The 25712-nt window shown below is 41.0% G+C and carries 26 protein-coding genes and 1 pseudogene; 10 read left to right on the top strand and 17 right to left on the bottom strand.

The genetic code is table 11. From position 1 onward, the window contains the following. Positions 1–53 precede the first annotated feature (53 nt). Positions 54–494 (bottom strand): DUF2569 domain-containing protein, encoded by a 441-nt coding sequence (locus tag QS795_RS08615; RefSeq protein WP_286270722.1) that lies wholly within the window; start codon positions 492–494, stop codon positions 54–56. Between the two features lie 129 nt (positions 495–623). On the opposite strand from QS795_RS08615, the gene QS795_RS08610 reads away from it, so the two are divergent. Together QS795_RS08610 and QS795_RS08605 are read left to right on the top strand one after the other, a co-directional pair. Next, positions 624–1667: an oxidoreductase gene (locus QS795_RS08610; protein ID WP_154603761.1), complete on the top strand. Its 1044-nt coding sequence runs from the start codon at positions 624–626 to the stop codon at positions 1665–1667. Positions 1668–1726: 59 nt separating this feature from the next. Beyond that, a complete protein-coding gene (locus tag QS795_RS08605; RefSeq protein ID WP_154599237.1) occupies positions 1727–2704 on the top strand; it encodes a bile acid:sodium symporter family protein in 978 nt (325 codons plus the stop codon). A 185-nt stretch (positions 2705–2889) separates the two neighbouring features. Here QS795_RS08605 and add read toward each other — a convergent pair whose 3' ends face one another. The 3 genes from add to manA form a co-directional block, all read right to left on the bottom strand. Then, positions 2890–3891: an adenosine deaminase gene (gene add / locus QS795_RS08600; protein ID WP_286270726.1), complete on the bottom strand. Its 1002-nt coding sequence runs from the start codon at positions 3889–3891 to the stop codon at positions 2890–2892. 149 nt (positions 3892–4040) lie between these two features. Beyond that, positions 4041–5681, bottom strand: a complete 1641-nt coding sequence (locus tag QS795_RS08595; RefSeq protein WP_154603762.1) for a YdgA family protein — start codon at positions 5679–5681, stop codon at positions 4041–4043. 109 nt (positions 5682–5790) lie between these two features. Continuing rightward, the gene (gene manA, locus QS795_RS08590) at positions 5791–6966 is read right to left on the bottom strand and encodes a mannose-6-phosphate isomerase (protein WP_286270833.1); all 1176 of its coding nucleotides are present in this window, start codon (positions 6964–6966) and stop codon (positions 5791–5793) included. Positions 6967–7144: 178 nt separating this feature from the next. Between manA and fumC the strand changes: the two genes are divergently transcribed. Next, positions 7145–8542 (top strand): class II fumarate hydratase, encoded by a 1398-nt coding sequence (gene fumC, locus QS795_RS08585; protein ID WP_036947899.1) that lies wholly within the window; start codon positions 7145–7147, stop codon positions 8540–8542. A 59-nt stretch (positions 8543–8601) separates the two neighbouring features. Here fumC and tus read toward each other — a convergent pair whose 3' ends face one another. From tus to QS795_RS08570, 3 genes are all read right to left on the bottom strand, one after another. Next, positions 8602–9507, bottom strand: coding sequence for a DNA replication terminus site-binding protein (gene tus, locus QS795_RS08580; RefSeq protein ID WP_286270727.1), 906 nt, complete (start codon positions 9505–9507; stop codon positions 8602–8604). A gap of 90 nt (positions 9508–9597) precedes the next feature. Then, the gene (locus QS795_RS08575) at positions 9598–9729 is read right to left on the bottom strand and encodes a hypothetical protein (RefSeq protein WP_318627161.1); all 132 of its coding nucleotides are present in this window, start codon (positions 9727–9729) and stop codon (positions 9598–9600) included. A gap of 114 nt (positions 9730–9843) precedes the next feature. Next, entirely contained in the window at positions 9844–11106 is a 1263-nt protein-coding gene (locus QS795_RS08570; protein ID WP_286270728.1) for an MFS transporter, read from the bottom strand. Positions 11107–11218: 112 nt separating this feature from the next. Here QS795_RS08570 and QS795_RS08565 point away from each other — a divergent pair, with 112 nt between their 5' ends. From QS795_RS08565 to bioD, 3 genes are all read left to right on the top strand, one after another. After that, positions 11219–12124 (top strand): LysR family transcriptional regulator, encoded by a 906-nt coding sequence (locus tag QS795_RS08565; protein WP_286270729.1) that lies wholly within the window; start codon positions 11219–11221, stop codon positions 12122–12124. 136 nt (positions 12125–12260) lie between these two features. Beyond that, positions 12261–13472, top strand: coding sequence for an ROK family protein (locus tag QS795_RS08560; RefSeq protein ID WP_286270730.1), 1212 nt, complete (start codon positions 12261–12263; stop codon positions 13470–13472). Between the two features lie 141 nt (positions 13473–13613). After that, positions 13614–14291 (top strand): dethiobiotin synthase, encoded by a 678-nt coding sequence (gene bioD, locus QS795_RS08555; RefSeq protein WP_036947919.1) that lies wholly within the window; start codon positions 13614–13616, stop codon positions 14289–14291. Between the two features lie 82 nt (positions 14292–14373). On the opposite strand, the gene QS795_RS08550 is transcribed toward bioD, so the two are convergent. The 5 genes from QS795_RS08550 to QS795_RS08530 all read right to left on the bottom strand — a co-directional run bounded on the left by QS795_RS08550 (position 14374) and on the right by QS795_RS08530 (position 18826). Then, the gene (locus tag QS795_RS08550; protein WP_006659792.1) at positions 14374–14745 is read right to left on the bottom strand and encodes a DUF1283 family protein; all 372 of its coding nucleotides are present in this window, start codon (positions 14743–14745) and stop codon (positions 14374–14376) included. Positions 14746–14835: 90 nt separating this feature from the next. Further along, the gene (gene ydfG, locus QS795_RS08545; RefSeq protein WP_154603768.1) at positions 14836–15582 is read right to left on the bottom strand and encodes a bifunctional NADP-dependent 3-hydroxy acid dehydrogenase/3-hydroxypropionate dehydrogenase YdfG; all 747 of its coding nucleotides are present in this window, start codon (positions 15580–15582) and stop codon (positions 14836–14838) included. A gap of 119 nt (positions 15583–15701) precedes the next feature. Further along, positions 15702–17330 (bottom strand): DUF4139 domain-containing protein, encoded by a 1629-nt coding sequence (locus tag QS795_RS08540; protein WP_286270732.1) that lies wholly within the window; start codon positions 17328–17330, stop codon positions 15702–15704. 246 nt (positions 17331–17576) lie between these two features. After that, positions 17577–18602 carry a quinone oxidoreductase family protein gene (locus tag QS795_RS08535; RefSeq protein ID WP_318627157.1) on the bottom strand — a complete coding sequence of 342 codons (1026 nt, stop codon included), beginning with the start codon at positions 18600–18602 and terminating at the stop codon, positions 17577–17579. Beyond that, positions 18599–18826: a tautomerase family protein gene (locus tag QS795_RS08530; RefSeq protein WP_154603771.1), complete on the bottom strand. Its 228-nt coding sequence runs from the start codon at positions 18824–18826 to the stop codon at positions 18599–18601. Before QS795_RS08530 ends, QS795_RS08535 begins: the two co-directional genes overlap by 4 nt. A 151-nt stretch (positions 18827–18977) precedes the next feature. On the opposite strand from QS795_RS08530, the gene QS795_RS08525 reads away from it, so the two are divergent. Next, positions 18978–19886: a LysR family transcriptional regulator gene (locus QS795_RS08525; protein WP_286270736.1), complete on the top strand. Its 909-nt coding sequence runs from the start codon at positions 18978–18980 to the stop codon at positions 19884–19886. Positions 19887–19944: 58 nt separating this feature from the next. On the opposite strand, the gene QS795_RS08520 is transcribed toward QS795_RS08525, so the two are convergent. Further along, a complete protein-coding gene (locus QS795_RS08520; RefSeq protein WP_286270738.1) occupies positions 19945–21066 on the bottom strand; it encodes a ribosomal protein uL16 3-hydroxylase in 1122 nt (373 codons plus the stop codon). Positions 21067–21733: 667 nt separating this feature from the next. On the opposite strand from QS795_RS08520, the gene QS795_RS08515 reads away from it, so the two are divergent. Both QS795_RS08515 and QS795_RS08510 read left to right on the top strand, forming a co-directional pair. Further along, a complete protein-coding gene (locus tag QS795_RS08515) occupies positions 21734–22069 on the top strand; it encodes a type II toxin-antitoxin system PrlF family antitoxin (RefSeq protein ID WP_154603774.1) in 336 nt (111 codons plus the stop codon). 5 nt (positions 22070–22074) lie between these two features. Beyond that, positions 22075–22524: a type II toxin-antitoxin system YhaV family toxin gene (locus tag QS795_RS08510; protein WP_286270740.1), complete on the top strand. Its 450-nt coding sequence runs from the start codon at positions 22075–22077 to the stop codon at positions 22522–22524. 35 nt (positions 22525–22559) lie between these two features. On the opposite strand, the gene QS795_RS08505 is transcribed toward QS795_RS08510, so the two are convergent. Beyond that, positions 22560–22772: a serine hydrolase gene (locus QS795_RS08505; protein WP_286270741.1), complete on the bottom strand. Its 213-nt coding sequence runs from the start codon at positions 22770–22772 to the stop codon at positions 22560–22562. 236 nt (positions 22773–23008) lie between these two features. Beyond that, positions 23009–23269 carry an antibiotic biosynthesis monooxygenase family protein gene (locus tag QS795_RS08500; protein WP_286270742.1) on the bottom strand — a complete coding sequence of 87 codons (261 nt, stop codon included), beginning with the start codon at positions 23267–23269 and terminating at the stop codon, positions 23009–23011. A 221-nt stretch (positions 23270–23490) separates the two neighbouring features. Between QS795_RS08500 and QS795_RS08495 the strand changes: the two genes are divergently transcribed. Continuing rightward, positions 23491–24207: a sulfite exporter TauE/SafE family protein gene (locus QS795_RS08495; RefSeq protein ID WP_286270744.1), complete on the top strand. Its 717-nt coding sequence runs from the start codon at positions 23491–23493 to the stop codon at positions 24205–24207. On the opposite strand, the gene QS795_RS08490 is transcribed toward QS795_RS08495, so the two are convergent. Together QS795_RS08490 and QS795_RS08485 are read right to left on the bottom strand one after the other, a co-directional pair. Further along, positions 24196–25083, bottom strand: coding sequence for a LysR substrate-binding domain-containing protein (locus QS795_RS08490; RefSeq protein WP_286270746.1), 888 nt, complete (start codon positions 25081–25083; stop codon positions 24196–24198). The two genes, QS795_RS08495 and QS795_RS08490, sit on opposite strands and share 12 nt — an antisense overlap. Before the next feature lie 134 nt (positions 25084–25217). Further along, positions 25218–25711: pseudogene (locus QS795_RS08485) on the bottom strand (2-thiouracil desulfurase family protein). Position 25712 lies beyond the last annotated feature (1 nt).

The raw sequence follows: 25712 nt of genomic DNA, 5'->3' as shown, positions 1-25712 counted from the left end.
TGACCGCAGTCAGTTTAACGGAGGCTATGATATCAAAGCTATTTTTGTGATGCTTATCGATCTTGTGTGAAAGTCATTTTCACGCGTTTAGAAATTTTCATATACGGGACGAAAAATGCAGCTCCTAAGAGTGGCCATGCAAGGATTTGCAAGGCTGCCTGGTCATCAATCGGGGAGAAGGCGAAGGTTTTTAGCCCAATTAACATTAATACTAATAGCCAGATAGTAAAACGACGGGGGAAGTAGTGAGAACGTTTAAACATCAATTGCGCCATATGTACGCTAAATAGTGACATAGCTAGGCTGATAGCGAATGACAAATACCACTGAGGAGTAATGAAACTACTCCAGCTTTCAACGGTGGTTACAATCTCATAAAACTTAATGCAGTACATCACGGTCATGCTGCAAGCAGCAAATAATGTCAGCAGTAAATAGCTAGCAGGGACTAATAGCCAGCCAGTAATGCGGTCTGCGTTATAAACAGAAGTCATAAATAAGGGATCCGTTATCACTAAATAATACAGATAAATAATAATCCTATCATAGATTTATTTGCTAATTGATTCATTCTGATGGTACTTTTTTAAAATAGCAAAATATGCCACTAATGTGAGGTCAACATGTCCAAGCCAATTAAAGTTGGGATTGTCGGGTACGGTTATGCCAGCAAAACTTTCCATGCCCCATTTTTAGCCATGTTAGAGGAGTTTGAACTAACCACAATCTCCAGTAGCGATGCGAGCAAAGTTCATGCCGACCATCCTAATGTTAAGGTAGTGGGCACACCAGAAGAGTTGTTCGCAGATGCTGAAATTGAACTGGTGGTGATCCCAACCCCTAATGACACTCACTACCCATTAGCCTGTAAAGCGCTAGCAGCGGGTAAGCATGTGGTGGTCGATAAACCCTTTACACTCGATGTCAAAGAAGCCGAAGACCTTCAACAACGAGCTGAAAAAGCAGGCAAATTGTTGTCGGTTTACCATAATCGCCGCTGGGACTCGGGTTATCGTACCGTGAAAAAAATCCTGCAAGATGGTTGTTTAGGTGAGATTAAATATTATGAATCTCATTTTGACCGTTTTCGTCCCGTGGTTAGACAACGCTGGCGCGAAGCCAATATTCCAGGGGCAGGAATTTGGTACGATTTAGGGCCGCACGTTATTGACCAAGTCCTGCAATATTTTGGCAAGCCAAAAGCGATTACGGTGGATCTCGGTATTATTCGTCCGGGGGCGGAAGCGGTGGATTATTTCCATGCAATGCTGGATTACGCAGATAAAAAAGTGGTTCTACACTCAACGACACTTGCCGCTGCGCCAATGCCAATCTATACCATTCATGGAATGAAGGGCAGTTACGTGAAATATGGTCTGGATACTCAAGAAGATGCGTTAAAAAGTGGCGCGATTCCGCAAGGAGAGCATTGGGGGGAAGATCCGAACCATGGTATTGTGACCCTGTCACAAGGCGATGAAATGGTGACGAAGCCGTGGAACAATGAAAAAGGCAACTATGGCGGCTATTATGAAGCCATTTATGATGCTATCCGCCTCGGTAAGCCAAATCCTGTGACGCCAAGTGAAGCTATCGATATTATGAAACTGATTGAGGCAGGTATCCAATCAGCAAAAGAAAAACGTACCATCGAAAATATTTTCTAAGGTTCAACGTTGAAGATAAAGCCAGAGTGAAACCTGGCTTTTTATTTGTGGAAAATCGAATGAATTTATTAGCAAAACTCAAAATAGACTCTTTTCTGTTGATCATGATTGGCGTGGTTGTTATCGCCAGTATTTTCCCATGTGAAGGGGAAGTTAAAACCGTTTTTCAGCACTTGACCACAGCGGCAATCGCGCTACTGTTTTTTATGCATGGCGCTAAATTATCCAGAGAATCTATTGTTGCAGGGATGGGGCACTGGCGGCTTCATTTACTGGTATTTGCCAGTACTTTTATTCTCTTTCCTATTATTGGTATTGCGTTACGTTTCATGGTGCCTCATTGGATGTCACCGACGGTATACATGGGATTCCTTTATTTATGTGCGTTGCCAGCAACCGTGCAGTCAGCGATTGCATTTACCTCGGTAGCAGGGGGCAACGTTGCTGCTGCGATTTGTAGTGCTTCGGCATCCAGTATTTTAGGGGTTTTCCTCTCACCTGTTTTGGTGGGAGTACTCATGGATACCGATGGTAGCCAAGCCATGGACACTCTGAACGCAATTGGCTCTATTATGTTGCAATTAATGGTGCCGTTTATTGTTGGCCATTTGTGTCGTCCGTTAATTGCTAACTGGATTAATCGCCATAAACGATTGGTGAATACCACTGACCGCTCATCGATTCTTCTGGTGGTTTACGTGGCGTTCAGTGAAGCGGTAGTGGAGGGGATCTGGCAAACTATCGATGCTTATTCATTGTTTATCATTACATTAGTTTCTTGCGTGGTGTTAGTGGTGGTAATGGTGATTAACGTGATGTCAGCGCGCCTGCTTGGATTTAGCAAGGAAGATGAAATTACCATCTTGTTCTGTGGCTCGAAAAAGAGTTTAGCGAACGGCGTGCCGATGGCGAACGTTTTATTCCCAGCGGCAACAGTGGGGATTATTTTGCTGCCATTAATGATTTTCCATCAAATTCAATTGATGGTGTGTGCGGTGATAGCCCAGAAATATGCCAAACGGTTAGAAAAACAGTAATTAACACGATAAGGCAGCGATGGCTGCCTTTATCAATGCGCCAATTTAGTTACAACATACTAAAGGGTTTAATACTATAAAATAGATTAACAGCAGAGATTACTTGAAATATCGAAGGGTCAAATAGGGCAGAAACGGGATCTGCCCTGTTGGTAGTTATAACGGAGGGTTGGTTATAACGGGGATTATCGGCTGGCTGCTTTACGCATTAACGCAGCTTTTTCGCTGTCAGAAAGGAATGCCATGGTTAAACCATTACGTTGAGCCTGTTCAATTTCAGCCTGTGTTAGACCCGCTTGCGGTGCAGCCACATTATATTCGTAAGGTAGCTCGATACCTTGAACAGCAGGGTCATCGGTATTAATGGATGCTAATACACCGTGGGATAAAAATGCTTTCAACGGGTGCTGAGCTAGTGAAGGAACGGTGCTGGTTTGAATGTTTGAAGTTAAACAGCTTTCAATCCCAATATTATTCTTGGCTAAAAACTCAATCAGTTCAGGATCTTCAATGGCTTTTACGCCATGACCAATACGTTGAGCGCCTAAATGCTTGATCGCATGCCAAATACTGGCTGCGCCCGCGGCTTCACCAGCATGAACGGTAATATTGAGTCCAGTATTACGTGCTTTGGTAAAATGCTCTTCAAATAGGGCGCCTGGGAATCCTAACTCATCACCCGCTAAATCGAGAGCGCACAGTTTATCTCGATGAGCGAGAAGGCCGTCTAATTCAATAGCACAAGCTTGCTGTCCAAATGTACGGCTTAAAATACCAATCAGATTGACTTGGATATCATATTGGCGACAACCAGCGGCAATACCATCAATCACTGCGCCGACAACACCCTCAACAGGTAGCTGGTGCTTCATGGCCATATAGTAAGGGGAGAAACGCAATTCAGCATAATCGATGCCTGCGTTGAACGCATCTTCCACGTTTTCAAATGCGACGCGCTTACAAGCATCTAAATCCGCGAGGACAGCAACACCCCAGTCCAGTTTAGTCAAAAAGCCCACTAAATCGGCTTCTTGTCCCATAATTTGAACGTGAGGGCGTAATGCTTCAATTTCATCGGCTGGAAGCTGAATATGATGTTGTTGTGCAAGGGAAAGAATGGTTTCAGGACGAATATTGCCATCAAGGTGGCGATGTAAATCCGTGAGTGGGAGTTGTTTGTTTATCACAATAAATGATCCTTATAGATATATTGCCTCCATTTTGTCTGTAATTGAGTAAAAATCAATGAAAAAGAGGGTGATAAAAAGAAAAACGCCAGTCTGTGTGACTGGCGTTTACTTGATTTACCTTAAGAAAAAATTATCTTAAGAATCAATTACTGTGCAGCTGGCGCTTCTGCTGGTTGTTCTGCTTCAATTGCAGGTTCTGCAACTTCTGCACCATCAGCTGGTTGAGCTTCTTCTTCGTAACCCATTTCATCTTCTGCGCCCGGCATCATTTTCATCTTAGTTAAGAATTCAGCTAAGGTATATTTGTCGTCGTTGAAGGTCAGGTCGTTACCAGAGAATTTAACAGTCATGGTTAAATCGTTTTCGCTGTCGATCATCCAAGGGTGTTTTTTCTCTTTTGCTTTTTCTGCGCGTTGTTCATCAGTCATGAACATTTCTTCGAACGGGTTAGAGAACATATCTGCTGTCAGCATTTGTTGAACGCCTGCGAACTCTTCAGAAACTTGTTCTTGAACCGCTTTCTTATCTTCTGCTGATACTGCTACGCCGCCATCTAAGATCATCGCTTGAGTCATTGACTCAATGATCATTGGCTTGTTCAGTTTCATGCTGAAGTCAAAAGAAGTGATCAATTGCTTGAATGCTTCATCCACTTTGTTTTGCATCGCTAACGCAGTGATTTCGTCTTGATTCCACTTGTTGAATGTGATGCTCAGGTCGATAGAACTTTGACCAGCATCGTTTTTCCAGTAGAACGGGCTCATAGTGAATACAGGCTTGCTCTTCATCAGCTCTGGCAGAGTGGTGGTCATCATCTGCATTGCGATTTTTTCGCTAACTTCACCTGGGTTGCCTGTTGCTAAGCCATCAGCCAGTGCTTGGTTGTATTGTTCAACAAACTTGCCTAATGCTTTCGCATCTAATTTCTCGATAGCAACAGTCAGTTCACCAGAACCTAAGTTTTGCTCTAATGCTTTTACATCGCTGATTTTGTAAGAAATGTTACCTTTAACATCATCACCGTTGATAGAAGTATCACTTGAAACGTCTAAGTTTTTGAACGAGAACTTAGTTTCAGGGATGCTAACATCAGTATCTGCGATCACGAAAGATTGAGTACCAGTATAGAAGCCGTGCTGAGATTTCGTTACGTTAGAAACCAGCTTCAGGCCTTTCATAGTGATAGAGCCTTCTTCCTTGGTGCTGCTAATGACTAAGCTATCAGTCACTAAAGATGCATCAACGGTGCTTAAGTCAGAACCGGTTGCGATATCAAATTTAGCGCCACTGAAAGAGAACTTACCGTCATCTTTAGTGTACTCAAGTGGGATCAGCTCAATGCTAGAATCCACGTTTTTGCTGTAGCCGATAACTGCAGAACCATGCATGAATGGCTTGCCTTTAGTCGCTTCAAACAGCTCTTTAGTCACTTTAGTGTTCGCTAATTCAACATTTACTGCACCCAATTTTGGCATCAGGTTGAATTTAGCCACTTGAGATAATGGCAGCGGACCGTGTGAGATATCCGCTTTAAAGACGATGTTTTCGTCAGCAGAAGTGGTTGAAGTAATGACGATGTCAGCTTGAGAAGAGAACACACCACGTTTGTAGTTCTCTAATTTAAAGACAACATCAGCACTTGGATCGTTAGCGGTGATAAACGCATTGGAATTCGTAATCACTTTATTCAGTTCAGCTTCAACTTTTGAACCTGTGTACCATGATGCGCCAGTCCATACTGCGCCCAGAGCAACGATAACACCTACCGCAACTAATGACTTTTTCATTATCAACATCCATCCTTTCAGTACGTACAAAACGTACTTATGTAAAAATAATATAAGTTTTTATTACCCGTTTGGCTGTGTGTACCAACGGCTAAATACAGAATACGACCTAAAAATTAAATACTCGGGCTAATTGACCATTTCCTTTAATAGAAATGTTATCTTCATAAGCAGGTAAGAAAACAGATTCACCAGAATTCATGTTTATTTCTTGATTACCTGATCGCAATACTAACTTACCTTCAATACAAAACAAAATTGAAGCAACATGGTTAGTTATGGATACCCCCGAGCAGTCAATAGAATATATATTAAATGAAAAATCTTCTACTGGGATCTTATATTTCCAGACATTTCCAGATTTTTCGGGGATATTGAACAAATCCTCAGCTTTAATTGATTTAAAATCAATATTATCAATCAATTCTTGAACATCGATATGTTTACTGGTCAATCCCGCTCGTAAGACGTTATCTGAATTAGCCATTACTTCTAACCCAACACCTTCTAAATAGGCGTGAGGGGTTCTAGCGGCTAAAAACATGGCGTCACCTGGTTGTAATTCAACGATATTTAGCATTAAAGGTGTAAATAAACCATTATCGTCTGGATATAAGTTCACCATTTGTTTAATTGAATTCCAAGGCTCTCCTTGTTTGCTATTCAGTGCGGCTTTTAATACCCCTATAGCAAGATCTTTTTGCTCGCCTGTCAGATTAAGAATCTGTGCAAATAGTTTTTTAAGTCGTTCTTCACTTGGTGTTTGGACAAATAGTTGAATTTCAGGGTGAGCGGCTGCAATAAAGCTGAATAACTCGACAATTTCATCTATAGGACGAAATGCATTCATTGCTTTAAAAGACGTTAAGGCATAAATCAGCTCTGGTTTATGATTATTATCTTTATAATTACGGATAGGCGAATCTAGCGGGATCCCTTGTGCATTTTCTTTAGCGAATCCTATTTCTGCATCATGTTTATTAGGATGAACCTGAACAGATAGCGGTTGCGCAGCACACAGTACTTTAAATAAATAAGGCAGGCGGCCAAAGTGCTCGGCAATATGTTTACTCAGTATTTTCTCTGGGTTTTCGTTAATGAATGCGTTCAACGAGATTTTCTGATGTGTTAAGGGGGATATGACCTCAGAACTGGCTTTGGGGTGAGCGCCCATCCAAAGTTCAGCCATAGGTAAATTATCCGGATTAGGATAACCATACAGTTCATTGAGGGCCGTTTTACTTCCCCAATCATAGTGTTGGATTTGGTTAATCATTTTTAGCATATCAAATCTCTCTTTTTGCAAAAATCAACTAATTTCCTTTTTACTACAGCACAATAAGCTCGACCAAGTCTCATAATTGAAATTCAATTTGTGGCATTATACTGCTCGGTTATTTGCTTACCTGCAAGCAGATGATTCTAAAATTAATTATTCTGAATATGTACCTAAGGAGCTAGTAATGGCAGCCACTCGCATTGAAAAAGACTCAATGGGACCAATTGAAGTACCTGCTGACCACTTGTGGGGCGCGCAAACGCAGCGTTCTTTAGAACATTTCCGTATCTCTGTAGAGAAAATGCCTGTTGCTCTGATCCACGCATTAGCCGTTACTAAAAAAGCGGCCGCAAGCGTGAACATGGATTTAGGTTTACTGCCAAAAGATCGTGGTGATGCGATTATCGCTGCGGCAGACGAAGTCCTTGCTGGCAAGCATCCAACAGAATTCCCTCTCGCTATCTGGCAAACTGGTTCTGGTACTCAAAGTAACATGAACATGAATGAGGTACTTGCTAACCGTGGTAGCGAAATCCTCGGCGGACAGCGCGGTAACGACCGTCTGATCCACCCAAATGACGATGTTAACAAGAGCCAAAGCTCTAACGACGTCTTCCCAACAGCAATGCACGTAGCGGCCGTTGTCGCGATGCGTGAGCATTTGCTGCCAGAACTGAAAGTTCTGCATAAAACCCTCGATGCGAAAGCAAAAGAATTCAAAGACATTGTTAAGATCGGTCGTACGCATTTACAAGATGCAACGCCATTAACATTGGGTCAGGAAATTTCAGGCTGGGCGGCGATGTTAGCCCACAATGAAAAACATATTGAAAATGCAGTTCCACATGTTTGTGAGCTTGCATTAGGTGGTACGGCTGTTGGTACAGGGCTGAATACTCACCCTGAATATGCGGTTCGTGTTGCGAAAAAAATCGCCGAATTAACTGGCCAACCGTTTGTGACGTCACCCAACAAATTTGAAGCATTAGCAACCTGTGATGCATTAGTTCACGCACACGGTGCATTAAAAGGCTTAGCAGCTTCTTTAATGAAGATTGCTAACGATGTTAGATGGTTAGCATCGGGTCCTCGTTGTGGTATCGGCGAAATTTCGATTCCTGAAAACGAGCCAGGCAGCTCAATCATGCCAGGCAAAGTTAACCCAACACAGTGCGAAGCATTAACCATGCTGTGTGCTCAAGTTATGGGTAACGATGTTGCAGTTAACATTGGTGGTGCTTCTGGTAACTTTGAATTGAACGTATTCCGTCCAATGGTTATCGATAATTTCTTACAATCTATCCGTTTATTAGCTGATGGTATGCGTAGCTTCAACGAACACTGTGCGGAAGGTATCGAACCAAATCGTGAGCGTATCGAGAAATTACTGCATGAATCTCTGATGCTGGTGACTGCGCTAAATACCCATATCGGCTACGACAAAGCAGCTGAAATCGCGAAAAAAGCGCACAAAGAAGGCCTGACTCTTAAAGAATCTGCTCTGAAATTGAACTACTTAACTGAAGCTCAATTTGATGAATGGGTTCGTCCAGAAGATATGGTTGGCAGCATGAAATCGTAATTATCTTTATCTAAGATAAGGTTTTCGGCCCCTGAACTAGAAATAGAGCAGGGGCTTTTTTATCGCTCTATATACAGATTTAAGCGTGGTATCAGTAATTCAACTGGCTTAGCTTTTGGGCGATTACGCAGTGCGATACTGTCTTGATGATAATCCGCCAGCTCCCCCAGTTTTATGTCACTCAATGCTTTATCAACAGCAAAAACCAATATCGGCGTGGCACAAGGATATTGAGTCTGTTTCTGCGTTTCTTTGTCCCAAACTCGGGCGATAGGTTGAACTTTTACCGGACGCTGTGTTTTTAGAATGCAATCATGGGGAAGGGAGCGAACTAACTGGATCTCAGTTTCTAACTGTAACTGCCAATGTTCGCGCTGTAAATGAGCCGGTGTTCTTCCGCTTTCTAAACTGGCTTGCAAACGGTTGAGCATCTCTTCTTGAGTTACTTTATTGATCACTTTCTTATTTGCCCATCCAAAACGAATGGTATCGGGGTCGACAACAGCGGTGAGGGTTCGATAAGTATTCAGCGTAAGTAGCCCATGCAAGCTTTCTCTTATAAATTCAAAACGATGGGCCTCATCAACATGGGTCACTATCTGCTTTATGTCTATTTTTAATTGGTTGATATCAGAAATTAACTGCTGAAATTGTTTATATTCGGTATAAGAGGGAGCTAAACAAATCGCACCAGGCAAACGTATCGCGGTTTTATTGCTAACTAATTCTGATTTTTTATGAATAAACAATAGCTTAAATAGCTCTATTGTTTGGGTGATCGCATCGTGTCCCGTATGTTTATCCACAAAGATAGAATTGATTTCATTGTTTTCATCCCCTTTAAGGGTTTCCGGTAAACTAAATACGGCCGCATTGATATCTTTTTGCGCCTGAAGCAATTGGCATAGCAGATTAATATTCGACTCTAATAGATTAAATGAGCTAATTAACTGTTGTTTGGACATTTGATGTATTCAACTCTATGTTTAGTTACAACATTCTTTGGTTTATAAAACAAAAGTAGCATTAACATCCGTGTTTATCAACTAGCTTAATCAAGAAATTAAGGGATAGCGAGGTAGGATATTACACAGGTAGGCTAGGCTTGCGGGATACTCGATATAGCCATGAGGCAGGGCAAAGTAGCTATAGCAGAGTAATAAAGGAAATAATAATAATTTTTTCATTGAAGATCCTCATCATTGATTAATTTATATATTTTCTATTAACCATGATGAGGATGTGAATTCTAACCTTTAGCAGCAGTTAACTTATTGGATTATTCGGTAATTTATAAGTCACTAACATTTTGTTTTTAACTTATATGCGATACCTACGCCGGCCAGCAGAAGCGCCGCAATAAATAACGCGACGCCATTCCAGCCATATGCCGACCAGAAAAAACCGCCCAATGTACCGGCTATACTGGAACCCGCATAATAGCTAAACAAATAGAGGGACGATGCTTGTCCTCTTGCCCGTTTAGCGCGACGTCCCACCCAGCTACTTGCAACGGAATGCCCTGCGAAGAATCCGGTAGTCAATACTGTCATGCCTAATAAAATGACCCAAATATTACTGTGTAACGTCAAAATTACGCCGATTAACATCATCGCAATGGCTGCAATTAAAATTCGCCCAAAACCATGTTTCTGGGTCAAGCTCCCTGTTTTCGTCGCACTGTAAGTTCCTGTTAAATAAATAACAGATAAGAGTCCCACAACAGACTGACTAAAATTATAAGGTGATTCAAGTAAGCGGTATCCAATGTAGTTATACATGGTGACGAAACCGCCCATCAAGATAAAGCCCTCAACAAATAACCAGGGCAAACCCGTATCACGTAGATGTAAATGTAAGTTAACCCAAAGGGTTTTAGGTTTGAGAGAGCTTGCACGAAAGTGTTGGGATGGTGGTAATAAACGCCAGAATCCAATCGCCGCCAACAACGCCAATGAGCCTAAAATAACAACCGCGACTCGCCATGAATAAAAGTCGGCAATTACCCCAGTCATTAAGCGTCCACTCATTCCTCCGATAGAGTTACCACTGATATATAAACCCATCGACAGTGCAACATAGCTCGGATGTATTTCTTCGCTTAAATAGGTCATGGCGACTGCAGCTACACCGCTAAGCGATAACCCCACTAATGCGCGAGCGATCAAAATCCCTTGCCAGCTTTCCATTATTGAGCTCATTAACGTAAAGAGTGCAGCACACGTCAGGGAAATGACCATCACATTTTTACGACCAATTGCATCGGAAATAGGGCCGGTGATCAATAACCCCAATGCCATTAATCCCGTACTTAAGGAGAGTGATAAACTGGCAGTCGCCGGGGAAATATTAAAGTCCGCGGACAACATTGGCAGAATAGGTTGTACAAAGTACAGCAACGCAAATGTTGCAAAACCCACAGTAAAAAATGACAGCGTTACACGCAGATACAGCGCATCATCCCGTTGAATATAGTGTTTTTTCGGGGCTGCATTGGTCAAGGTTTTGGTTTGTTTTCCTTGGAGAGATTGGCTCGTTGAGAGGCTATTTGACTGCTGTTCCATGTAAATTCCTTGACGACTAGACGGACTTGATTTCGATCAAAGAATAGAAACTTTCTATTTTTTTGTCTAATATATTAATAATACATAATGATACATTTAAAATATCAATCAGATGAACATCGAATTACGCCACCTACGTTATTTTATTGCTGTTGCCGAAGAGCTACATTTTGGACGTGCGGCTGAGCGCTTGCACATGTCTCAGCCACCATTAAGCCAGCAGATCCAAGCTCTTGAAGAGATGGTAAATGCCAAATTATTAGAGCGCAATAACCGCAATGTCGCCTTAACGCCAGCCGGTGCCATGTTTCTCAAAGAAGCCTACCAAATTTTAGGACAGGTCGATGCGGCAGCGACCAAAGCGGCTCGGATGGAAAAAGGGGAGCTTGGCGAACTGTCTATTGGCTTTACGTCCACAACGCCATTTATGCATAAAGTCACTATGAGCCTGCGCCAATACCGAGAAGCATCCCCTGATGTTTCCATTCATATGCATCAAATGAATACGAAGCAGCAAATCCCGCCTTTAGTGACTGGGCGCATAGACATTGGCATCATGCGCAATACAATATTGCCTGAACAATTGGACTATCAATTATTATTCAGAGAGCCTTTCATGGTTGCTGTTTATGAAGGGCATCCTTTACTGGCTTTCGAAGAAAGTGGGGTCGATATTAAGCAGCTTGCGGCTTACCCGTTAGTTTTCTTTGAGCGGGAAGTGGGTACGGCGCTGTATGATGAGATTAACCAATTATTAGCCTCTGAAGGGGTGGTTCCTACTATTTCCCAAGAAGCGGGGGAAGCTATGACCATTCTAGGCTTAGTGTCTGCTGGAATGGGAATTTCTATCATCACTGAATCCTTTACTCGAATGAAGATTGACGGCGTGAGATATCTAAAACTCGCGAATATTCAAGCTACTTCAGAGGTCTGGTTAGTCTACAATACGCGACGAACGCCACCTGCTGCAGCTAAAAAACTGACTGAGTTACTGCTGCACAATATTGTCGGTATATAGGTATTGTGGGCATATAAGGCGTAGAATTTGAAATGATTAACGAGATTTGCATCACGTTTTATATGTAAATGTAGCCGCATTTTCATTTGTATCAGGCATAATCAATCATAATTTATAACGATTTCTGAGTGTTAAGATGATAAACCAAACGGGGAATACCGACCAAATAAAGCAGTTAAATACTGGGCTTGTGTACCGAATTATTGCACAGCATGGTCCTATTTCCCGTATTGCGTTATCAAAACAGTCTCAATTGGCCCCAGCGAGTATCACCAAAATTACCCGTGAACTGATGGATGCTCACTTGATACAGGAACGTGAATTTCCAGTATTAGGGCTAAGAGGGCGTCCAGCTGTTGGGTTAGTCATTGAAAGTGAAGGTTGGCAATTTTTAGCCATTCGAATTGAACAACAACACGCCATCATTTCGTTAAAAGAAATTAATGCTAAAACCCTCACAGAAAAAAGCTATCCTTTTGATGTAAAAGGCAATCAACAATTTAGTGATCGGTTATCGGAACTGATTGGTCTGTTTTTCGAAGAAAACGCATCTCACTTAGAAAGAGTCACGGCGATCAGTATCTTATTAGATGGTCTCTTAGACTCTTATTCTGGGGTTATTCATAGGTTGCCTGACTACCATGTTCACCAACTGGATATTGGTGAATTGCTAACAGAAAAAACAGGTCTGCCCGTCTATCTTCACCCAACTGTTAATGCCCTGGCTATCGGCGACCACCTCAAATATTCAGAGTCTCGTCCACAAAAAAATATTATTTATCTACAAATTCAAGATGTGGTTAATGTCGCGGTGCTGAATCACGGTTATTCTTTGGATTCAATAACACATCAGCCTATATTATTTGCGCATACTCAAACTGATTCAGAAAGACCACAATCTTGCTATTGTGGAGGAAAGGGCTGCTTAGAAACTAAGATAGCTATTCCTGCAATTATTCAGCAAGCAAGGGAATTACTTGCAGATTATCCCGCATCCATCTTGCATAAAGAGAGCATCGATATTAATACAATTAGTCGAGGCGCAATAGAAAATGATCCATTATGTATTTTGTTACTCGATATAACAGCCAAGCGCCTTGCTTATCCATTAGCAATGATGATTAATTTATTTGGAACTGAATTGATTTTAGTTAATTCGGCTTTAACGGATGAGCACAATTACTGGCTTACTCGTCTACAATATTTTATCTCTTTATATAGGAACCCTCTTTACAGTAATAAATTAATGTTTGATAAATCAATAATTTCAATTAGAGAAAGTGAAACGGCATTAATTCAGAATGCACTTTATGATGGCTCACTGTTGTTGCAATTACTGCAAGGCTAATACAATTTGATAAACTTCACACTATCTTACACAAAATTGAGCTAACGCAAACTTATCATTTCCCCATTCCCATAAACTGAATTCATATCATTTTTATAGCATTTTGCTGACCTTAGTCTGTCACTTCAGGATAGAACAACCATGAACAATCTATTTATTACCGGGACAGATACAGATGTCGGGAAGACGGTATCGACACTAGCAATATTACAAGCACTTAATAATCAAGGTATTAAAGCAGTAGGGTACAAACCTATTGCAGATCAATGTATCGATACACCTGAAGGGAAGCGCAATAAGGATGCACTTCTTATTCACCGTGTTTCGCAAGACCTTGTCTCGTATGATGAAGTTAACCCTGTCAGACTTGGCGATAATTACAGCCATGAAAACAGTATCGATTTTAATAAAATCAACAAAGGGTTAGACCACCTTCATGAGCAAAGCGACATAGTCGTTATCGAAGGTAATGGCGGATGGCGTTATCTTCTTGATGATAATACTTTTTATGCCGATTGGCTGAAAAAACAATCTGTTGGCGTGATCTTAGTCGTCGGAATTCAGCATGGGTGTGTCAATCATGCATTATTGACAGCTGAAGCTATTCGAGCGGATGGTTTACCGTTAGTCGGTTGGTTAGCCAATAGAATCAACCCAGGCTTGGCACATTACGCTCAAATTATTCAGCGTATGCAACAACATATTAATGCGCCATTACTGGGTGAAATTCCTTATTTATTGCGTCCTGAAGAAAAAGAATTGGGACATTATTTAGATGGTGAAAAACTGCAAGAGTTTGTTTCGGTTCCTGCATTTTAATCTTTATATAAATTTTAATTTAATATCTAAGCAAAAGGGCGCAAATAGCGCCCTTTATTTTACCGAGATATTCTATTTTCAACTATGGATTGATAATTGGACGGCCTGAGTTAACATCAAGGCAACGTTGAGTATTTGGCTCCCAATACGCATTAAGATTCAAACTTTTCTCACATTTATCTTTCGCATCAAATGCGGCATCAATCTTATCAAACTCTTTTTCGGTGCGGCGGTTAACTTTAGAACGCAGCATTTTAGTTTCATCCCACTGTTCTTTATCTTGTCGCGCCTGTTCTTTATTCAACGGGTCATTACTACCATTACCGACAGAAACACAAGTGCTACCCGCAGCGCATGATGTATTAGCTGCTTGCGCCGCATTAACCCACATCAAAGGGAGGCAGAAGCAGATTGCAGCCAGACCATTTTTGATAAATTTTTGTGACGTGCTCATGTAATTTCCTTTCGTTTCAATACTCGATCTATAGCCAGAGTATAACTAATAAACAATAATGCCGTCTTTATAGAATAGTACGAAAATTTATTATTGTTTATGTACGGTTAATCCAGCAAATGTTTGGCACACTGGCATTAATTCCAGTGTATTAACGTTCATATGAGCCGGAAGTGTTGCCACCCAATAAACTGTTTCCGCAATATCTTCAGCAGTAAGGGCATCCGCGCCTTTATAGGTATTTGTGACTTTTTCATCATCACCTTTGAAACGGACATTTGAAAACTCAGTTCCACCGACTAACCCAGGCTCAATATCGGTCACACGGATTTTTTTGCCCACTAAATCTGCACGTAATCCTAAGGAAAATTGTTTCACAAACGCCTTGGTTGCGCCGTAAACGTTGCCGCCTTTATATGGCCAAGATGCAGCTGTTGAACCAATATTGATAATGTGCCCGTGATTTTTTTCCACCATACCTTGCAGCACTTCATAAGTCATATTGACTAAGCCTTTGGTATTTGTGTTGATCATGGTTTCCCAGTCATCCGGATTTGCATCAAATGCGGGCTCTAATCCTAAAGCAAGCCCCGCATTATTGACTAAAAGATCGATGTTTTTTAAGTGGGAAGGCAAATTGGCGACAGCGTGTTGAATGGCTTTTCGGTCTTGTACATCCAGAGTTAATGGATAAAATTTATCACCCAATTCTTGATGTAATGCATTTAATCTTTCAGTTCTGCGTCCTGTCCCAATCACAGTGAAGTTATGTTGAATAAATTTGCGAGCAATAGCTTCACCAAATCCTGATGTTGCGCCGGTTACTAGAATAATCATTAGGTACCTCAGGTTGTTATCGTTGTTTGTTTTGAATCATTCTAACCTTATTATTAAGGGGCTTCCAAGCCCCTATTTAGTTCTTTTACACCGATAAAACAATTAACTTATTTAGCGAGTTATAATCCATTAATCTGCTTATTTTTAGGGTATTTCAGCGTATAACTTAACGGCAACTCGACGGTTTCTTGAGGTTTAAGCGTTAAATCCCATTCAATCTTATTCTCTGTTTCATCCAATTTTCCGCCCTTATATTCAGGGTTGAGTACTTTAATATCAGTATCTCTGCTCGTCGGGAGTTGGTCGTAAACAGATAGTTTAATGTCATTTTTCCGTGTATTACGCACCTTAATTAAGAAACTTTCTTTTTGCTCAACTGTGGAGCCCATAAAGGACGGTTTTTTACGCATAGCCGCATTATTCACACGAGAAATTTGAATGTTATCATCCACGCCGAATGGAATATCGAGAGTCTCAGTTAATTGCCCTGAATTTACGTAAAAATCACCGACATAACTGTTCATAAAGTAAATATTTGCAGGGCCATTCAGTAAATTCAGTGTATCCCAGTCATCAATTTGTGCTTGCAAATAGACTTCTTCAGCCATTTTTGGTGTTGATGTATAACGATATTTTGCGTCAATATCCGCTTGCTTAATGGTAATAGATTTTGCTTTAGGGGTAGAGGCTAAGCTAAAAGGTAATTCGATGTTGTAGCTGAGATTCACGCCATTGGTATTGGTTGACACATAGTTTGCCATACCCGGGCTGCGTTTTTTTACTGTAGAGAGTTCCGCTACTGGCGCAGGTGCTGCTACTTCCATGTCCATGGTCGCGGACATTTTTCCGCTCATATAGCCTTGATTATATTGATCGTAAACTGACAATAGCCATGGCGCTAAAAATGGTGGGGTGATATTGCGCGTTGGATTGGCAGAGGAAAGGGTGAGTTTAACTTTGTCCCAGTCCATGCCGGTATTTTGAATAACGTCAGCTTTATAGGTAATCTTGACTGGTTTATCAATATCTTTCGCTCGAATATCATAACTTGGAGACCAACCGGCATCGGGGGTGACATACGAGATTTGCATGTTAGTGCTCAAATTTTTGGGTGTATCAACCGTCAACACAATTTGCGTCTGCTCACCAATATTATCGGGAAGAATTCCTTCAAATTTTGCCTGCAATAATGCTTGTTTCTCTGTCAATTCATCAATCTGCTGCTGATACGCTAAGTTTTCACTCAATATCGCAGACATTTGCTTGCGAATAAACTCCAATTTAGATGCGGACTGCTCAAGGGATAATGTTGTTGTTTCACCAAAAAAACGCTGATCTTTCAGTAAAGCGAGTTGGTCATCACCCACTTTTATCTTGATATTAAGCTCTGAAATTTGTTTGGTTATCGCATCTATTTGTGTTTTTAAATTTACCACTTCACCCGTGTAGACAGGTTCTACTGCCACGGTTTGCACGTCAATTGAGCGGATCAAAACATCTTCATTATCTAAGCTAATAGAAAGGCTTTTTTGATCAAGATGGTCTGCAACGTTGGTAAAAACCAGTTTACTTTCGCCTTGCGGTAAATTAACAGTGGCGCTATTTGTTAACTCGGCACCGCGTAAAAAAATCGTGGCTTGATTGAGCTTAAGAGGGTGTAGAAGCGGCGCTGATTCAGCAAATGCTTGCCATGACGCTAGCGCCGATACAAATAAAATTCCTTTGGTGAATTTGCGAGTGACAAACATATTGATACTCCATTAGCTGGATAAATTAGTTTTATTGATAGTTTTTAATCATATTGGAATTTAATCAGTTGAGATAACAGAATAAGCTTAAAGTAAGATTCTATTCATAAAGAACAGTCAGAATGGTTGGCTGATTTTTTAATTAACTTTTAAAAAAAGATGTTTTGATTTATGAGGATAGAGAAGAATTTCAATGCACACAAGCCACCGGCTATTATAGAGGTCGGTGGCTGAGGCGGAATAATATCAAGGGATAAGTATAATCGCGCCACGTGCCTGGTTGTTTGCAATTCGCTCATGAGCATTAGCAGCCTGAGATAACAGCATCGTACTGTCAACCAATGGTCTGATTAACCCTTTTTTAATAGCAGGAAGCCATCTTGAAAAATCTTCTATATCGCCAACCAATGTTCCTCGCAGCTGTTTTTGAGTGAAGAAAAAGTTACGCACATCGATTGTCGCTTGCGTACCTGCCATAAAACCCATTGAGACAATAATGCCTTCTGGGCGCACTACATTGATTGTTTTTTGAAGAATGTCGCCACCTAAGTTATCAATTGCAACGTCAACGCCTTTTCCTTCGGTCCATTCATGGATGGCGGAAACAAAGTCCTGTTCAGAGGTGTTAATAATAAAATCAGCGCCAAACTCTTGTGCTATTTCGACAGAGCTTGAATTTTGTACTGTTGTTACCACGCGAGCACCGAGTGCTTTCGCCACTTGAATACTCATCATCCCTGTACTTGACGCACCAGCCTGCACCAGAACGGTATCTCCGGCTTTAACTTCACCAACAATTTCAACAGAACGAATAGCAATAAGTAGTGGGACTGGAAGTGCAGCGATTTGTTCAACAGGTAAATCCGTATTATCAATCAGTAACCACTGCGCAGGTACGACAATATATTCCGCATAGGTCCCTTGAGTGTGAACTCCCGGAATAGCGTAACTACTGGCAACTGTCACTGGGCGAACATGTACTTCTGACGGATCTAATGGATAACCAGGCATTGAGATAACGCGGTCACCGACATTAAATCCAGTGACGTCCTTGCCCCAATTTATAACTTGGCCAACTGCATCAGAACCTAAAACATGGGGAAAGGTGATATCGGGTGAAATTTCACCTAAACGTACATAATGGTCAAGTCGGTTAGTGCCAATTGCCAGTGTTTTAACGAGCACTTCGCCTGGACCCGGTTGAGGCATTTTTAACTCTTCATATTTTATTTCTTCAGGGCCACCAAATTGATGAATGACTGCAGCTTTCATACTTTTATCTCCAACTTATCGTGAATTTTCGTTTTTCTAAGATCGGTTACGGTCTCCCCGCCAACTCCCCAGTTATCAGTTTTGATTTCATCAATTACGACAAAAACAGACGATCTCGGCTTGCCAAGAACCTGATTGAGCAGGGTGGTTGCACCTTCAATGAGGCGTTTTTTTTGATCGTCGGTGACACCTTCATCTGTCACTTTGATATTGATATAGGGCATTTTATTGTTCTCTGTCGTGCCATCGACTGATTACAGAAGTTGGCGTTGTTGTATTGATGTTGCCCATAACAATAATTCATTACTTAAAATTGAAAAATAATCTCAGTGTTATTATAGTTTATACATTATGTAACTAATTTTTCAGGTCGCTATGCAACGCTATTTTGATGATATGCAAATGGGCAGTATCGAATTGTTCTGCCTTACCGTAGAAACTGGTAGTTTTACAGCGGCGGCTAATGCAGCTGGCGTTACACCAGCGGCTGTCAGTCGTTCTGTTGGCCGACTTGAAAAAAGATTGCAAACCCGATTATTTGTTAGAACGACACGCAGTATGCGAACAACCGACACAGGGCAACAATATTATTTGGATTGCAGAAATGCGCTGAATCAGCTTATTGAGGCCGAAAACAAAATCTCTGGGGAACATCAGGTTCCAGTAGGGGTACTTCGAATTAGTGTTCCAACACTCTATGCGCATTATCGATTGCTCCCTCGATTAAATCAGTTCTGTTCTCTGTATCCTCAATTGAAAATAAATCTGGAGGTCAGTAATGAAAATATTGATTTTTCAGAGGATAACTATGATGTTGCTATCAGAGGAAGTGAGTTACATGATTCAGGATTAATTGCCCGTCGCCTTGAGGATGCTGAACTCATCATTGTGGCGGCACCTTCATATTTGCAGCAGCATTCCACACCCCATGCTCTTTCTGACCTCATGCATCATGAATGTATTCAGTATTCCTTACCCAGTAGCGGTAGAAAAATACCGTGGACATTTCGTTCACAAGGGAATGTTGTAAAAGTAGAGACGACAGGGCGTTTGTTATGCCAGCAGGATTTTTTGGCCACTCTGACATTAGTGAAAAATGGGGCTGGCCTTATGCAGGTATATCGATTTACTGTCGAGCAAGAATTGCAACGCGGTGAGTTAGTAGAAGTTCTGCAAGAGTACGCAGGAACAACGCGTCCGTTTATTTTAATTTATCCCTATGCCCGTTATATTCCGTTGAAAACAAGAAAGTTTATTGAGTTTATGACGAGTAATGCATCGTAATGAAAGATAAGATAAAACACCCGTTTGCAGGTGTTTTATCTTATTAGGCTGATGTTATTTACTCTTCGAAATACCAATATCCCTGATTGATAAATTCGGTCAACTCAGCGACAAAAATTGGGTTCTCCAATGCTTCACCGAGTTCATTCATTCCGACTTCCGTAAGCTGGCACAATGCGTCGGCACCCTTTATTTCTGAGGTATTCCAACCATCTGAATTTACGAAGAAATAATCGCCGATGCGCATAACACGCAACCCACTTAGTCGTATCAATTTTTCACCGGCATTCAAAGCGCTCAGTACTTCTTCCGGCTGATACGGCGGTTCTGCAGGGGCAATATCCAGCTCATGGCGAGGGGTGGTTGCAAAACGGCCTAACCACTGTTCAAAATCACCGGGCTTGTTGACCATTTCAATCATCATTGCTCGTAGGCGTTCAACCTCATGAGGTTCTATGGTTCCTGCATTTTTACTGACTTTCAGGTCAGGATCGCCATAATTTATTCCGCCCAAATCCTGTTCCAGCGCATAGTCTGCAAAACTGCTCAACAGATCGCGTCCGGTCGGGCCACGAAAGCCGACAGAATAGTTCATGGTATCTTCAAAGGTGAAACCATCGTGAGGGAATCCCGGCGGAATATACAGAATATCGCCCGGCGCCATTTCTACATCAATAATCGGCTCAAACGGGTCGACATGCAATAATGCTGGATGTGCGCAAAACTGACGCATGGGAAGGGCGTCACCCACTCGCCAGCGGCGGCGTCCCATTCCTTGAATGATGAAAACATCATAGTTATCAATGTGTGGCCCAACACCACCGCCAGGCACTGAATAGGAGATCATCAAGTCATCAAGACGCCATTCAGGCAGCACGCGGAACGGTTTCACCAGTTCAGCGGCAGGCATATGCCAATGGTTGACGGCTTGCACTAGCAGCGACCATCCTTTTTCGCCTAATTCGCTGTAGTCCTCAAACGGGCCATGGCTCGCTTCCCATTTGTTATCAATAAAACTGACTAGGCGGCTGTCGACTTCCGGTTCCATCGCCAAACCAGCCAGTTCATCTGGAGTGATAGGATCGACAAAATCAGGAAATGCATTTTTCAATACAACGGGTTTTTTCTGCCAGTATTTTTCTAAAAATTCAGGCCAGTTAAGATTCAGTTTGTTAGCCATGTGACCACATCTATATGAGTAAGTAAGCCAGTCATTATAAAAGTAATATGCCACTATATTTTTGTTTGGCGTCAAACGTAGGGTGATAACTTTTGAGAGTGGTCTGTGCTTTAGTATTTTGGATGCTTCATTTGCTATTAAATAAAATCTTAACTTATTCATAATGCATTGAGGTGATCTGTCATTTAAAAGTACCGATGACAAAATGGGTAAGGAAGTTCAATCGTCAAAGTTAACAACGCCAGTATGATCCCCAAGCTCACATTTTAAATCTCATGGAACTTTAACTGGCGAACATGAAGCGACGGCTAAAAGCTTAATTGGTCATAGATAAAAGGCAGTTTAAGCGATAAACGAACCAACATGATTAACCAGCCAAAACGCTGGATTCCTTCATTTTACACTTGGATTCGCATAATGCATATTATGTTAAATTGAATTAATGGGACACAATAACCAATAACTTCATGAGATGGCCCCTTTCAATTTGAGTGTTCTTACATAACGCTGAATACTAATATCTCTGGGCGCCGCCGTAGCAATGTAAAGAACTGTGATTTTACTGGATATGTCATTTCACAATGCAGTTGCATTGCAATGCATTTGCATTGTTTTGAAAAAATCGTATAATCAGACAGTAAGTTGTACATAAAAAGGGAGGCAATTTATGCTTGCTTACGTCTGTACTGAAGATATTGCGCTTGAAGCAGACTCTAAATTAACAGAGCGCCATCAGACCACTATTCCCGCTCCCATCAGGGATGCACTTCACCTGCATGGCGGCGACCGTATCCATTACAAATTGCTCAGCACCGGTGATGTGCTGATATCACGCCATCAGAATGAAAAGGAAGATCCGGTTATGGCATCATTCCTCAACTTTCTGGCGCAGGATATGACAAATAATCCTCAGACTGTTCAACACCTCGATATGTCCCGTGGTTTCGAACTGGTTGCTGATATGGACGTCAACCTTGACGATGACATCATCGACGAAGAATAAATAATATGGATTTTCCTGAATGCCTGAACGGGTGGGCAATCTACGCCCACCCGTGTTTCAAAGAACAATATGATGAATTAGTTCAAAGCGTTAAAGACCTAAAAGTAAAGCTTCCGGATACTTATCAGAAAAAAGCTGACACAAAGATTTTAGCTCATCTGCTGAGATCAATAGCGAACATCACAAGTGATCCCCGCACCCCGGAATTCAGGCCTGGTAATGCCATCAGTGAGAAATACACGAACTGGTCCAGAGCCAAATTTGGTAATGGCCGGTACCGGTTATTCTTCCGATATAATTTCAGCCAAAAAATCATTATTCTGGCATGGGTTAATGATGACAGCACACTGCGCACTTACGGCAGTAAAACGGACGCCTATAAAGTATTCGGTAAAATGCTGAAAAAAGGTCATCCACCGGATGACTGGGATGCGCTGCTTAAAGCCGCGAAGTAAATAATATCGGGGTTCTTTCATAGAACCCCAGCCTTTTATTGCTTATTATTTACAGTACTATCTAACGGAAAACGTTGTTCCCCATTGATTGAAATCTCTTTATCATTTGAAAATAGAATTGACAAACCAACCTTCCAACCCTCTTTTTCGTATTGTTTAACTTGTTCCTGTAAAGTCAAAGCAAATGCAGAGGACACAATAGGCATGCTTAAAACCAATGCGGCGAATATTTTAAATCGTAAAGTCATAGTAAACCTTTGATGGTCGATATTTATATAATGAGTTTATTTCAGCATAAGTTGAAATTTAATTTTTTTAGGGCCTTATTTTTATTAAAAATTATATTTCCTTTCGTATAGTTCACAAATGATGATAATTTTTAGTAGCTGATAGAAAAACTTATAGCTTGATTTAAGAAACCAGCCTACTCCACTTTAATATTTAGATAGAAATCAATCGCGAGTTAATCTTTGCAACTAAAACGCTAACTTTTACAAGTCATTATAAAATAATAAAAATCTTGACCAACCAAAAAAGCCGGTTCATATTCTATACAGATTAATTCAAATTTATTGCACGCAATGGGGTTACAAATCATCTTGCCCTCGTTCGATAAGCTTTGAAAACGCTCGATTGAAATAAACCCTTCAATATCGCTCAGTAACGGCTTTAATTTTTCTGCTAAAGATAAATAACGTTCCTGTTTATTCGGTGCAATACGTGCTTCAAATATCACTGCGATCATTTTATGTCTCCTTGTTAACCGTTAAATAGGTTATCAATCTCGTATTAATATCACTTCGATAACCATCGAAATGACAAACATTGAGCGCAATAATAGCCATAATTTGCTGAAAGCCTTGCTCTGTATTTTCCGGAGCTCCCCTAAAAATAATCCGTATAGGTTATTGTTATTTAATTGATTACCCTTTGAACAATACTCAACAATTTAAAGGTAAACCCTATATGGCATTAATTTTAGTGATCTTCTTTTTGGCGGGATTTGTTAAAGGTGTCATTGGACTTGGCTTGCCTACACTATCAATGGGCCTGCTAACAACGGTCATGGAACCTGCTGTTGCAGCAAGTATTCTGATTATTCCCTCTTTCGTCACCAATATATGGCAGCTTATGATTGGTGGTAAGTTTTTAAACTTAGCTCGACGATTTTACTTATTTATTATCGCGATTTTTATTGGCACTGTTTATAGCCCATTACCAAAATTGAGCTCAGCATCAGAATGGGTATTTCCTGTACTGGGTCTGATATTAATCATTTATGGACTGGTGGCCATGTTACTCCCTAAATCGTCAATATCGAGTAAAAATGAACGATGGCTATCCCCACTAGTTGGTTATATCACTGGGGTTATTACCGCAGCCACGGGGGTTTTTGTTATCCCTGCCGTTCCTTATTTACAATCATTAAATCTTAATAAAAATGAATTAATACAAACATTAGGTCTCGCGTTTACCGCGTCAACAATTGCGTTAGCCATCTTATTAATAAGGGAAAATAGTAGTGAGACTATAGATTATTACACCTCTTCAATTGCACTTATTCCGTCGATTATTGGCATGTATGTGGGGCAATATTGTAGAAATTTGATTAGTGAAAAAATATTTAGACGCTGTTTTTTCTTTGGATTAATCGTATTGGGCGTTTATATGTTATTCAAGTAAAAACTTAACAAACTCATCCATATAACTCGGTAATTCATCAAGTCTTCGGACGCAAATATACAATTTGCGCTTTGCCCATTCATCAGATAAAGGGATGATATTTCCTGGATATATTCCGATAAACCGAGATATTACTTGTCTCGGTAAAATGGCATAGCCAAGCCCTTCACTCACTAATTGCATCACCGCATCCATTGTTGCTAAACGCATACGATAATTTAATGTAGTCCCCAAGTTCTGTGCATGATGGTCAATATAATCCTGCAAAGCATTGCCTTGAGAAAGCCCAATAAAATCATGATGGTCAATTTGGCTGAGTGAAAAGATGCTTTGATCATTTAAATCGTTAGATTTAGATAATGGCGCGAAAATAACCAAGTGGTCATCACACAAGAACTTAAATTCCAAGTCATATAATGACGACGGATTTGCAACAATCCCTAAGTTTGCCATTTGATTATTGAGGCTACTGATGATTTTTTCACTCGGCATTTCACGGATCCCAACGCTAATATTCGCGTATTTTTGCAGATAGTCCGCTAATTTTTTTGGAAGAAAACCAGCTTGTGCTGAAGAATTGCATAATAAATCAATATACCCACGTAGACCTTGGCTGTATTGTCGCAATTCACTGCGCATATGGTCGATTTGCAATAGCACCTGATTCGCATGATTTAATAGTGTCAACCCTGCATTTGTCAGTTTTATCCCCGACGAAGAGCGCGTCAATAATAAAACACCAAGCTCATTTTCCATACCTCGAATACGTTCACTGGCTGATTGCAAACTTAAATTAGATAGATTAGCCCCCGCTGTAATACTCCCAGCTTTGTGGGTATTTACAAATAACCGTAAATCAACCATATCAAAACGCATAATCGCTCCGAAAATGTTTATAACCCTATGTTTTAGCATCAAAATTCATCAACAAGGCGCGATGTCCGGGAACTTGCTAGTGAATAAATGAATAGATGTATAACTAGATAATTTAGTAACTATTTCTGGTCTTGTCATCTTTCAGAGCTATTTAACCACTGCACTAACTCATCGATCTCGGAGTGAGAAAATACAGAGACCCCTGACTGAGATAATAACGTAGTAGCAACCCCCATTCCTTGAATGGTTTTTCCACTAAATGTGCCATCATAAATCTGATTTACACCACAAGTAGGACTGCCACCCGTTAATAACGCAGCAACACATCCTTCTTCTTCAGCTCTTCGTAAAGCAAGCCATGCCGCCAATTGATATTGTTGCGTCACATCATTTCCAGTCTTTTCGACCATTTTGGCCTTGCCTTGCATAACTTCATAACCTGTGGCTGAAATAATCTCTACGGGCAAACGCGGAGTTGGCAGCCCTCTGCTAGTTCAGGACAAAAAATCACTAACCGTTGCTCCTCGTGCAAACGGGCTAAAACTGTTTGTAAATGCGCCTTTGCTGTTCCATTGTAACGAACGCTATGCCCCATTAAACAAGCACTAACAAGAATTTTTTTATTCATA

The organism is Providencia zhijiangensis, assembly GCF_030315915.2.
Taxonomy (GTDB): domain Bacteria; phylum Pseudomonadota; class Gammaproteobacteria; order Enterobacterales; family Enterobacteriaceae; genus Providencia; species Providencia zhijiangensis.
The sequence above is the reverse complement of the archived record's forward strand: the minus strand, read 5'-3'. Positions and strand labels throughout refer to the sequence as shown.

Bases quoted from the DNA above. Each gene is read 5' to 3' on its own strand.
- QS795_RS08615 (WP_286270722.1), bottom strand. From the start codon at position 494: ATGACTTCTGTTTATAACGCAGACCGCATTACTGGCTGGCTATTAGTC.
- QS795_RS08610 (WP_154603761.1), top strand. From the start codon at position 624: ATGTCCAAGCCAATTAAAGTTGGGATTGTCGGGTACGGTTATGCCAGC.
- QS795_RS08605 (WP_154599237.1), top strand. From the start codon at position 1,727: ATGAATTTATTAGCAAAACTCAAAATAGACTCTTTTCTGTTGATCATG.
- QS795_RS08595 (WP_154603762.1), bottom strand. From the start codon at position 5,681: ATGAAAAAGTCATTAGTTGCGGTAGGTGTTATCGTTGCTCTGGGCGCA.
- manA (WP_286270833.1), bottom strand. From the start codon at position 6,966: ATGCTAAAAATGATTAACCAAATCCAACACTATGATTGGGGAAGTAAA.
- fumC (WP_036947899.1), top strand. From the start codon at position 7,145: ATGGCAGCCACTCGCATTGAAAAAGACTCAATGGGACCAATTGAAGTA.
- tus (WP_286270727.1), bottom strand. From the start codon at position 9,507: ATGTCCAAACAACAGTTAATTAGCTCATTTAATCTATTAGAGTCGAAT.
- QS795_RS08575 (WP_318627161.1), bottom strand. From the start codon at position 9,729: ATGAAAAAATTATTATTATTTCCTTTATTACTCTGCTATAGCTACTTT.
- QS795_RS08570 (WP_286270728.1), bottom strand. From the start codon at position 11,106: ATGGAACAGCAGTCAAATAGCCTCTCAACGAGCCAATCTCTCCAAGGA.
- QS795_RS08565 (WP_286270729.1), top strand. From the start codon at position 11,219: ATGAACATCGAATTACGCCACCTACGTTATTTTATTGCTGTTGCCGAA.
- QS795_RS08560 (WP_286270730.1), top strand. From the start codon at position 12,261: ATGATAAACCAAACGGGGAATACCGACCAAATAAAGCAGTTAAATACT.
- bioD (WP_036947919.1), top strand. From the start codon at position 13,614: ATGAACAATCTATTTATTACCGGGACAGATACAGATGTCGGGAAGACG.
- QS795_RS08550 (WP_006659792.1), bottom strand. From the start codon at position 14,745: ATGAGCACGTCACAAAAATTTATCAAAAATGGTCTGGCTGCAATCTGC.
- ydfG (WP_154603768.1), bottom strand. From the start codon at position 15,582: ATGATTATTCTAGTAACCGGCGCAACATCAGGATTTGGTGAAGCTATT.
- QS795_RS08540 (WP_286270732.1), bottom strand. From the start codon at position 17,330: ATGTTTGTCACTCGCAAATTCACCAAAGGAATTTTATTTGTATCGGCG.
- QS795_RS08535 (WP_318627157.1), bottom strand. From the start codon at position 18,602: ATGAAAGCTGCAGTCATTCATCAATTTGGTGGCCCTGAAGAAATAAAA.
- QS795_RS08530 (WP_154603771.1), bottom strand. From the start codon at position 18,826: ATGCCCTATATCAATATCAAAGTGACAGATGAAGGTGTCACCGACGAT.
- QS795_RS08525 (WP_286270736.1), top strand. From the start codon at position 18,978: ATGCAACGCTATTTTGATGATATGCAAATGGGCAGTATCGAATTGTTC.
- QS795_RS08520 (WP_286270738.1), bottom strand. From the start codon at position 21,066: ATGGCTAACAAACTGAATCTTAACTGGCCTGAATTTTTAGAAAAATAC.
- QS795_RS08515 (WP_154603774.1), top strand. From the start codon at position 21,734: ATGCTTGCTTACGTCTGTACTGAAGATATTGCGCTTGAAGCAGACTCT.
- QS795_RS08510 (WP_286270740.1), top strand. From the start codon at position 22,075: ATGGATTTTCCTGAATGCCTGAACGGGTGGGCAATCTACGCCCACCCG.
- QS795_RS08505 (WP_286270741.1), bottom strand. From the start codon at position 22,772: ATGACTTTACGATTTAAAATATTCGCCGCATTGGTTTTAAGCATGCCT.
- QS795_RS08500 (WP_286270742.1), bottom strand. From the start codon at position 23,269: ATGATCGCAGTGATATTTGAAGCACGTATTGCACCGAATAAACAGGAA.
- QS795_RS08495 (WP_286270744.1), top strand. From the start codon at position 23,491: ATGGCATTAATTTTAGTGATCTTCTTTTTGGCGGGATTTGTTAAAGGT.
- QS795_RS08490 (WP_286270746.1), bottom strand. From the start codon at position 25,083: ATGCGTTTTGATATGGTTGATTTACGGTTATTTGTAAATACCCACAAA.